Raw genomic sequence first — 10,224 nt, 5'->3', positions numbered from 1 at the left:
CTTGCTAGAATGCGCTGTTTTCCGGCAAGAGCGATGGCATGCGCATTCTTCACACTTCGGACTGGCATCTGGGCCAGCATTTCATGGGCCGCAGCCGTCAGGCCGAACATCAGGCACTGATCGACTGGCTGTTGCAGCAAGTACAGCAACAGGCTGTGGATGCAGTACTGCTGGCGGGCGATATTTTCGATACCGGCGCGCCACCCAGTTATGCACGGGAACTCTACAACCAGCTGGTGGTTCGCCTGCATGATGCGCACTGCCGGCTGATCCTGCTGGGCGGCAATCATGACTCGGTGGCCACGCTGGAGGAAAGCCGTCCCTTGCTGGCCTATCTGGGTTGCACCGTCATTCCGGCAGTACAGGAAGACCTGTCGCGCCAGCTGATTACCCTGCACGATGCCGCAGGCAACCCTGCGGCTCTGCTGTGCGCGGTGCCCTTCATCCGCGCCCGTGATGTATTGCAAAGCCAGGCTGGCCAGAGTGCCGAGGAAAAACAGCTGGGCTTGCAACAAGCCATTGCCGCGCATTATCAGTCCCTCTACCAGCTGGCCCGTGCGCACTGCGAAGCGCTGGGGCTGCAACTGCCCATTCTCGCCAGCGGCCATCTGACTACCGTGGGGGCCAGCAGCAGCGAATCGGTGCGGGACATTTACGTCGGTGCGCTGGATGCCTTCCCCACCAATGCCTTCCCGCCGTTCGACTACATCGCGCTGGGGCATATCCACCGCCCGCAACTGGTAGGGGGCCATGCACATATCCGTTACAGCGGCTCGCCCTTGCCATTGAGTTTTGATGAACTGGGTCAGGACAAGCAAATGCTGCTGATCGAAACCGGTGCGAGGGCAGAACTCAACATCACTGCGTTGCCGGTGCCATGCTTCCAGCCGCTGGCCAGCCTGCGCGGCACGCTGGCGCAGTTGCAGCAGGCCATACCGCAAGCCCTGGCCGGGCTGGCTGCCGGCCAGCACCTGTGGCTGGAAATCACGGTAGAGGGCGATGATTACCTCTCTGACCTGCAAGGCCGTATCCAGGCCATGCTGGACGGACAGCCTGCCGAGCTGCTGCGCCTGCGCCGTGCCCGCAGCCAGCAAGCCGTCAGCATGCAATCCGAACGCAGCACGCTGGACGAACTGAGCCCGCAGGAAGTGTTTGAACGCCGCTTGCAGCTGGAAGAGCTGGAAGCGCCACTGGCTGAGGCATTGCGCCAGCGTTATCGGCAAGTATTGCAACAGGTGCAGGAGGAACAGGCATGAAAATCCTTACCCTGCGGCTGAAAAACCTCAACTCGCTGCAAGGCGAGTGGAAAATCGACTTCACCCGCCCGCCATTCCGGGATAACGGGCTGTTTGCCATTACCGGCCCCACCGGCGCAGGCAAATCCACCTTGCTGGATGCCATCTGCCTGGCGCTGTACCACGAAACACCCAGGCTCAAGACCATATCGGCCAGCAGCAACGACATCATGACCCGCCATACTGCCGATTGCCTGGCGGAGGTGGAGTTCGAGGTCAAGGGCAAGGCATATCGTGCGTTCTGGAGCCAGCGCCGCGCCCGCGACAAGGCGGATGGTGCCTTGCAGGCAGCACGGGTGGAGCTGGCCGAGGCCGATGGCACCATCATCACCACCCACAGCAACGAAAAGCTCAAACGGATTGCCGCCATTACCGGGCTGGATTTCGCCCGCTTTACCAAATCCATGCTGCTGGCACAGGGTGGTTTTGCCGCCTTTCTCAATGCCAGCCCGAATGAGCGGGCCGAATTGCTGGAGGAACTGACCGGTACCGAGCTATACGGCGAGCTGTCGCGCCGCGTATTCGAACAGGCAAGGGACAGCCGTCAGGCCCTGCAACAATTGCAGACCCAGGCTGGTGCGGTCGATCTGCTGGATGAAACCGAGCGCAACAGCATGCAGCAACAGCTGGCAAACGCACAGCAACAGCAGCAGCAACTGGCGGTGCAGCAACAAAAGCTGGTGCAGGCACTGGACTGGCGTCGCCAGCTGGCCAAGCTGGAAGAACAGGCGCAAAGCGCCAGTCAGCAGCTGGATACCGCCCGTCAGGCACAGCAGGCCGCAGCCGGGCAGCACCAGCAATTGGCAGATGGCGAGGCCGCCAGCCAGATCTTGCCGCTATACCAGCAATGGCAGAGCAGACAGCAGCGGCTGGAGCAGATCCGCAGCAGCTTGAATACGCAGAAAGAAGCGCTGCAAAAGGATCAGCAGCAATGGCAGCAACTGAACTGGGATGGTTTGTGTCATGCCGGCGCACTGGTCGACAGCTTGCAGCAGAAGCTGCAACAAGGCCGCTTGCGCTGGCAGCAATGGCAGGCCCGGCAACAGTCCGCACCGCAGCTGGCCAGCCTGGGCAGTCAGCTGCTCTTGTGGCGCAGCCAGTTTGACCAGCTAAGCCAGTTGCAACAGCGCGTGGTGCAGGCCGGGCAGGAACACGGCCATTTGCAAGCGGCCATGGTCAGCCAGCAGCAGAAAATTGACCAACAGCAACAGCTTTGCGCGCAGGCCGAAGCCAGTGCGCAGGCTGCCATAGAGGCAGAAGCGGCAGCGGCGGCGGCCCAGCCGGCAGACTTGCCAACACTGCGCCAGCACTGGCAACAGGCCGGGCAAACGGTACAAGGCTGGCAACAGGCCGAGCAATTGGCCGGGCAGTTGCAGCAGGGAACGCAGGAACTGGCCGGTATGCAGCAGGACATGGCCAGCAGGCAGGTACTGTTGCCGGAATACGAACAGACCCTCACTGCATTACGTGCACAATACCGCCAGCTACAGGAACAGCTGGGTGATCGTCAGCGCCTGCTGGAAATGGAATTGCGCATCCAGGGGCTGGAGGCGCAGCGCGCCCAGTTGCAGCCCGGCCAGCCCTGTCCCCTGTGCGGGTCGGAACACCACCCGCTGGTAGAAAGTTATCAGGCGGCTGATGCGTCGACGGCCCGTCAGGGCGTGGCAGAAATCCAGGCCAAGCTGGAAACAGTACAGGCAGAAGGTCAACAGGCCAGTTTGCGGCTGAGCACTGCGCAGCAACAGCTGGCCAGCTTGCAGCAGCAATGGCAAGCGCAACAGGAAAGGCAGCAGCAGGCATTGCTGCACTGGCAGACGCTGGCCGCTCCGCTGGCCTTGCTTGCGGATGACTGGCAACAGCCAGCCCGTCTGCAAGCCGGTGTGGCGCAGGCGATGCAGCAGCTGCAACAGGCCGAACAAGCCATGCAGCAAGCCGAAGCCGCCGCCCTGCGCTGGCAACAGGCGGTGCAAGACAGTCAGCAGCGCCAGCAGCAATTCCAGGCAGCCCAGGCCGAGCTGGCCCTGTTGCAACAGGCAAGACAAGCCATGCAGCAGCAATGTCAGCAGGCGGAATCTGCGCTGGCTGATCTTCAGCGTCAGCACCTTGCCTTGCAGCAGCAGTTGCAACAAGCCCTGGCCGACGCTGGCCATGTCATGCCGGAGGATGTCGATGCCTGGCTGGATGCGCGTCAGCAGCAATGGCAGCACTGGCAACAGCAGCAGAGCGACATGCAACAGCTGGAGCAGCAACTGGCCCGGCTGGAAGAGCAGCACAGCCATGCCCTGACCCAGCAGCAGCACTGGCAACAGTGGTGGCAGCAGCTGGCATTGCCCGACATGACCTTGCCTGCACAGCAAGCCGACCCGGCAGCGGCGCTGGAGCACTGCCTGCAACAGCGCACAGCATTGGCCGCCGCACTGGCGCAGCGCCAGGGCCAGTGCCAGCAGTTGCAGCAGGATATGGCCGAGCAGCAGCTTCAGCTGCAACAGGATGCCAGCCAGTGGCAGCAGGCTTTGCAACATAGCCGCTTTGCCAGCGAGGCGGATTTTGTTGCAGCCTGCCTGAGCGCAGAACAACGCACTGTGCTGCAAAGCCTGCAACAACAACTGGACAAGGCGGTGCAGCAGGCCGAGGCTTTGTTGCAAGCGGCGCAGTCGCAGTTGCAGGTATTGGCGGCCACGCCGCTCAGCCCGCTGACGGCTGCTGAGCTGGAAGCACAACTGGCTGCGCTGGATGCCGAGCGCCAGCAACTGAGCGGACAAGCCGGGGCCTGGCAGGCCTTGCTGGATGGAGACGCAGCCCGCCGGGCCGGTCTGCAGCACTTGCTGGCACAAATCGACCGGCAGCAGCAGGACTGCGAGTTGTGGCAGCGGCTGGATGGGCTGATCGGCTCAGCCAAGGGTGACAAGTTCCGCCGCTTTGCCCAGGGCCTGACGCTGGACCACCTGGTGTATCTGGCCAATCGCCAGCTGGCGCGCCTGCATGGGCGCTATCAGCTGCGGCGCAAGGCCGAGGGTGAACTGGAACTGGAAATCGTCGACAGCTGGCAGGCCGATGTCAGCCGCGACACACGCACCCTGTCTGGCGGCGAGAGTTTTCTGGTCAGCCTGGCACTGGCGCTGGCCTTGTCCGACCTGGTCAGCCACAAAACCTCTATCGACTCGCTGTTCCTGGATGAGGGCTTTGGCACGCTGGATGCCGAAACGCTGGAAATTGCGCTGGATGCACTGGACAGCCTGAATGCCAGCGGCAAGATGATAGGCGTGATCAGTCACGTGGAAGGCATGAAGGAGAGGATTGCGGTGCAGATCCGCGTGGCGCGTGCCGGTGGTGTCGGGCTGTCCGCGCTGTCGGTCACCGCTGGCTGATACAGCCTATAGCAAGGTCTGGTAGCCGTTGACGATGACGCCCAGTGCCAGATAGGCAAACAGCGCTGCTGACGCGGCATTGCAGTACAGCAGCAGGCGGTGGCCAACCAGCTTCTGGCCATGACTGGCCAGCCAGGCCAGAAAAGACGACCACACCACGCCGCCCAGGAAAAAGCCGCTGAGGAATACGCTGGCCGACAGCGAGCTGCCGTCGGTGGACTGGGCGATGATGCTGCCACCAACGGCGGCAAACCACAGCAAGGAGGAGGGTGAGGCCAGTGCCATCAACAGGCCGCGCCAGAACTCGGCCTGGCTGCTGCGCGGTGTGCCGTCTTCGGCCTGGCCTGCGGCATGGCTGCTGGGCTGGTGGAATTCGCGCCAGGCGGCACGCGTCATTTTCCAGGCCAGCCACAGCAATACTGCACCGCCACCCAGCCACATCACCCAGCGCACCGGGGTGAAGCTGAACAGCAGCGACATGCCCAGCAAGGACAGCAGGGCATAGAACAAGTCACCAAAACAGGAACCCAGCCCCATCAGCAAGGCCGGGCGCAGCCCCTTGCGCAGGCCGGTGTTGATCAGCGCGGCATTGACGATGCCAATGTCCAGGCACAGCGAGATGGAAAGCAAAAAACCCTTGGTGGCAATGGCCAGCATGACGACAAATCCGTACGAAGTAAAAAAACAGCCCCGATGATACGGGGCCGTTTGCGTGGCGTCTTGTCAAATATTGATCTGGCGGTAGCGGCCGGGCGACATGCCGCAAAAACGGCTGAACGCCTTGCTGAAATGCGCCTGATCGGCAAAGCCGGTGGCCAGCGCCACGTCGATGATGGGCCTTCCGGCGCGCAGCAGGCGTCGCGCCAGTGCCATGCGCTGTTGCATCTGCCAGGCGAGCGGTGGCAAGCCGGTGGCCTGCTGGAAGCGGCGTACCAGGTGGGCCGATGTCACTCCGGCTGCATCGGCCAGCTGTTGCAGGTGCGTCCCCACCGACAGGTCATCCAGCAAGCGCTGGCGTATATGCTGTACCAGCTGGCTGCCGTTGCTGTCCGGCCGATGGGGCGCGGCGGCGCGACCATCCAGCAGGGCTTGCAGCAACTGCACGATGGCCTCCTCGCGCAGGCTGGCTTCCAGCCGGGCAATATGCTTGAGCTGCCTGGCAAACACAGGTTGTTGCAGATGGCTGGGCAAATCGGGAGGCGGGCAGTCGAACAGTTGGCCGAAGGCTGCCGGGTCGACATACAGCGACAGGCAGTCCCAGCCGGCATCGCTCAGGCTGTGGCTGGATTGCACCGCTTGCGGCGGGTAGATGGTGAGCATGTCCGGGCTGACGACAAAGCTTTCGCCTTCCAGCCATACCTGCTCCTGCCCTCCGAGATTGGCGCTGATGACGTATTCGTCATGGGTGTGGCGGGGAAAACCGCTGGCGCTGGCAGTGATGCGGGCCAGCTCCAGCAGCGGGGTACGCAGCAGAATCATGCAGCGACTATAGCGATGTCATGCGCCGGCTGCCAGTCGCTTGTGCTTGCGTGCTTCAGTCCTGCAAGGCTTTGGCCAGTCTGGCTACTTCGGCCACATTGGCATTCAGCGCCTTGCTGATGGCCTGGCCATAGCCGCTGTCAGCCTTGTAGAAGTAGGACAGCATGGTGTTACGGATGGTCTCGTTACGTACCTGGCCCAGGTCGGCGGCCAGATTGGCAATCAGCCGGGCCTGGTCCTGCCTGCTCAGGCTGCGATAGAACTCAACGGCCTGGCGGAAGTTCTGCGTTTTGCCAATACCCGCCTGCTGGGTGCTGCCGCCAAGCGGCAACTGGCTGCTGCGTGCTGCCGGGTCCTGCTTCAGCGGGCTGAAACGGCTGGGTTCGTAATTGACATTACCACTGCGCTGAACCTCGTTCATGGCGCCGTCCTGATTGTTGTTATCCACCTTCACTTGCGGACGGTTGACCGGCAGTTGCAGGCCATTGGTCCCCACCCGGTGAAGCTGGGTGTCGGCATAGGCAAAGATGCGGCCTTGCAGCAGGCGGTCTTCCGACGGCTCGATGCCGGGCACCAGGTTGGACGGGGCAAAGGCGCTTTGCTCGGTTTCCTGGAACACGTTTTCCGGCAGGCGGTTCAGCGTCATGGTGCCGATTTTCTGTTCAGGAATGCCCGGCCAGATCTTGGTGGCATCCAGCGGGTTGAAGTCCAGCTTTGCCATGTCCTCCGGCTGCATCACCTGGATGAACAAGTCCCACTGCGGGTATTGCTTGCGCTTGATCGCCTCCAGCAGGCTGCGGCTGGCATGGTTGAAGTCATACGCCTGGATGGCGGCAGCTTCCTGCATGGTGAGGTTGTGCTGGCCCTGACGGCTGGCCCAGTGGAATTTGACGTACACGTATTTGCCTGCATTGTTCACCAGCTTCCAGGCGTGCACGCTATTGCCATCCATGAACTGGTAGCCCTTGGGGATGCCATAGTCCGAGTACAGCCGGGTCAGCATGTGGGTGGCTTCCGGCTGGTGCGAGAAGAAGTCGAAAAAACGGTTCGGGTCTTGCAGATTGGTGTCCGGGGCCGGTTTCAGCGAGTGCACCATGTCGGGAAACTTCATCGCATCACGGATGAAGAACACCGGCAGGTTATTGCCTACCAGATCCCAGTTACCTTCGCTGGTATAGAACCTCGTGGCAAAGCCGCGCGGGTCGCGCAGGGTTTCCGGCGAGTGCAGGCCGTGAATCACGGTGGAGAAGCGGACAAATACCGGCGTCTTGCTGCCCTTGGCAAACACCTTGGCACGAGACAATGCACTGATGTCGGCGCTGGCTTCAAACACCCCATAAGCAGCCGCGCCACGTGCATGCACCACGCGCTCCGGAATGCGTTCGCGGTCGAAACGCTGCAGCTTCTGCACCAGTTGCACGTCTTGCAGCAGTACCGGGCCGTTGGGGCCGGCAGTTTGCGAGTTCTGGTTGTCGCCTACCGCTGCACCATTGTCACGGGTCAGTGTGCTGGCTGTGGCAGGCTGGCCCAGCAGCAGGCCCAGGCTGACACCAAGCAGCAGGCAATGTGTTGTTGGCTTCATCACGAAAGTCCTGAGAGTTGTAGGGACACTCAGTCTAGGGATGGGGGGCGCTGACCAGAATTTTGAAAATGCTATGGGGTGGATGGCGACAGGCTATCGTCTGTGCATGGGCTTTGTTTTTGTGTTTAATTGTTTTAATACAATGACTTGCTGATATTTTGCATGGTGGATTTTGAGTGGATTTCACTTTATCCATGCTGGCAAGAGACGAGGGCCGTACCAAGGAACTGGGCTGGCCGGATGAGTTCGCGGCCAGCCGTGCTCAGGCGGTTTCCTCGGCGTAGCGCCGCTGGATGGCATCGACCTCCGGCACGATGCGCAAGAAGGTTTCTACCAGCTGCGGGTCGAAGTGATAGCCGCTTTCCTGTCGCAGGTAGTCCAGCGCAGCCTGTTGGGTCCAGGCTGGTTTGTAGGGGCGTGAGGACACCAGGGCGTCGTAAACGTCGCAAATGGCGGCAATGCGGCCTTCCAGCGGAATTTCCTCGCCGCACAGGCCGGCGGGGTAGCCGCTGCCATCCCATTTTTCGTGATGGGTGAGGGCAATGCGCCGTGCCATGCGGATCACCAGTGCCGGATGCTCCGGAATGATGGTGCCGCCAATGCGCGGGTGTTCGCGCATGATCTGGAATTCTTCCTCGTCCAGGCGGCCGGGCTTGAGCAGGATGCGGTCCGGCACGCCGATCTTGCCCACATCATGCAGCGGGCTGGCCATGCGCAGTGCATGTGCCCAGGTGGCGTCCTTGCCCAGCGCCAGTGCCATCTGCTCGCACATCTTGCTCATGCGGGTGATGTGCTTGCCGGTTTCGTTGTCACGGTATTCGCCGGCGCGGGCCAGGCTGAGGGTGACTTCCTGTGCCATGTCTTCCAGCGCATTAAGCAGGGTGTCGTAATAGGCATAGGTAGCCAGACCCATGTCGAGGAAAATTGCGCGATTGATGGCAGTCAGGTAACGGCTGCGGGTGGCGGCATCCTGCACCAGCCCGTCCAGCAGTTGCACCAGCTGGTTGAGCACCACCACGTAGGCACCGGAATAAAACCGCAGGTCCACGCCCAGTCGCTGGTGGGTGTGGCCGATGGCCAGCGTGGCTTCCAGGTAGTCCTGATTGAAATTGCCGGCAAACACATGCTCCAGCCAGTGATGCTGCTGGTGCGCGCGGGCGCGTTGCAGGGCGGCTTCGTCGCTGAAGGTGGCGCTGGCTGCGGCATTGGCCCGGATGTAGGCATAGACCGCATCCATCAGCACGTCCATATGGGGGCGGATCAAGCCCGAAAACTCGCGCAGCGTGTTGACGCTGTCTGCATCTATATCGAGAAAATCACGCCATTGTTCGAAACGGAGCCGCACGCTGGATCTTTCTTGCTGTTCTGTGTAACCGGACGGGATATTGTCCGGCAAATAACCATTCTAACAAGAAGGATAATTGTCTTGCCAATGAAATCTCTCAGCCGGTTTGGCCCTGACGCCGGCGCAAGCGGCTGGTATCGATGACATCCGCTGCGCGGGCGCGCAACTGGCCACAGCCGCCGTCGATGTCCTGCCCGGCAGAATCGCGAATCTTGGTCAGCACGCCATGGGCGTGCAGATAGTGCTTCATGTGGCGGATATGCGCGTCATCCGGGCGCTGGAAGCTGTCGCCTTCCATGCTGTTGTACGGAATCAGGTTCAGCACGCCATACTTGCCCTTGAGCAGGGCGATGGCGGCGTCCATCTCCTGCTGGCTGTCGTTGATGCCCTTGAGCAGCGTCCATTGATACTGGATGGGGTAGCCCACCGCACGGGCATAATGTTCGCCCAGATCCACCAGTTCCGCCGGACTGATGCGTGGTGCGCGCGGCAGCAGGCTGGCGCGCAAGTCGTCCCGCGAGGTGTGCAAGGACAGTGCCAGCGCCGGTTTTACCTGCATGGCGGGCAGGCGCTCGAATACCCGTGGGTCGCCCACCGTGGAGAACACCAGGTTTTTGTGGGCGATATTGCCTTCACGCCCCAGAAAGTCGATGGCTTCCAGCACGTTGTCCAGATTGTGGGCCGGTTCACCCATGCCCATGAACACCACTTTTTTTACCGGGCGGATGCGCCGTGCCAGCACCACCTGGGCGACAATTTCCGCGCTGCCCAGCTGGCGCAGCAAGCCGGATTTGCCCGTCATGCAGAAGGTGCAACCCACGGCACAGCCAACCTGGCTGGAAACACACAGCCCGTCACGTGGCAGCAGCACGCTTTCCACCATCTGGCCATCGGCCAGTTCCACCAGCAGCCGTTGCGAGGCATCCGCCGCCTCATGCCGGGTGTGGACGCGTGCCAGAGCTTCCAGCTGCGCACTGATGGACGGCAGGCCCTGCCGCACCGCCAGCGGAAAATAATGCTCGCTTTGCTGGTGGCGGGTGCCGTGATCCAGCGCCAGGCCTTGCAGCCAGGCGCGGTTGATACGGCCGATGTGACAGGGGCGAGCACCAAGATCGCTCAAGGTTTGCTGGAGTTGCTGAATGCGCATGAAACGGC

General features: G+C 61.8%; 7 protein-coding genes. 2 read left to right on the top strand and 5 right to left on the bottom strand.

Annotation, left to right across the window (positions count from 1 at the left end):
* The first annotated feature begins 38 nt into the window (after window positions 1-38).
* Window positions 39-1,256 (top strand): exonuclease subunit SbcD, encoded by a 1,218-nt coding sequence (sbcD, locus tag ACE3SE_RS20040; protein WP_374557765.1) that lies wholly within the window; start codon window positions 39-41, stop codon window positions 1,254-1,256.
* Window positions 1,253-4,663, top strand: coding sequence for an AAA family ATPase (locus ACE3SE_RS20035; protein ID WP_374557763.1), 3,411 nt, complete (start codon window positions 1,253-1,255; stop codon window positions 4,661-4,663). The genes sbcD and ACE3SE_RS20035 overlap by 4 nt, the downstream gene beginning before the upstream one ends.
* 6 nt (window positions 4,664-4,669) lie before the next feature.
* Here the strand turns inward: ACE3SE_RS20035 and ACE3SE_RS20030 are convergent, their stop codons facing one another.
* The 5 genes from ACE3SE_RS20030 to ACE3SE_RS20010 form a co-directional block, all read right to left on the bottom strand.
* Window positions 4,670-5,320 carry a LysE family translocator gene (locus tag ACE3SE_RS20030; RefSeq protein ID WP_374557761.1) on the bottom strand — a complete coding sequence of 217 codons (651 nt, stop codon included), beginning with the start codon at window positions 5,318-5,320 and terminating at the stop codon, window positions 4,670-4,672.
* A gap of 66 nt (window positions 5,321-5,386) precedes the next feature.
* The gene (locus tag ACE3SE_RS20025; RefSeq protein WP_374557759.1) at window positions 5,387-6,142 is read right to left on the bottom strand and encodes an AraC family transcriptional regulator; all 756 of its coding nucleotides are present in this window, start codon (window positions 6,140-6,142) and stop codon (window positions 5,387-5,389) included.
* Window positions 6,143-6,197: 55 nt separating this feature from the next.
* Window positions 6,198-7,724: a catalase gene (locus tag ACE3SE_RS20020; RefSeq protein WP_374557757.1), complete on the bottom strand. Its 1,527-nt coding sequence runs from the start codon at window positions 7,722-7,724 to the stop codon at window positions 6,198-6,200.
* 262 nt (window positions 7,725-7,986) lie between these two features.
* A complete protein-coding gene (locus ACE3SE_RS20015) occupies window positions 7,987-9,069 on the bottom strand; it encodes an HD domain-containing phosphohydrolase (protein ID WP_374557755.1) in 1,083 nt (360 codons plus the stop codon).
* A gap of 97 nt (window positions 9,070-9,166) precedes the next feature.
* Complete coding sequence (locus ACE3SE_RS20010) at window positions 9,167-10,216, bottom strand: RNA methyltransferase (RefSeq protein WP_374557753.1); 1,050 nt, start codon at window positions 10,214-10,216, stop codon at window positions 9,167-9,169.
* Between the last annotated feature and the right edge of the window lie 8 nt (window positions 10,217-10,224).

This window comes from Aquitalea pelogenes, assembly GCF_041914625.1.
Taxonomy (GTDB): Bacteria; Pseudomonadota; Gammaproteobacteria; order Burkholderiales; family Chromobacteriaceae; genus Aquitalea; species Aquitalea pelogenes.
Note: the sequence above shows the minus strand (reverse complement) of the source record. Positions and strands in the feature narration are given on the sequence as shown.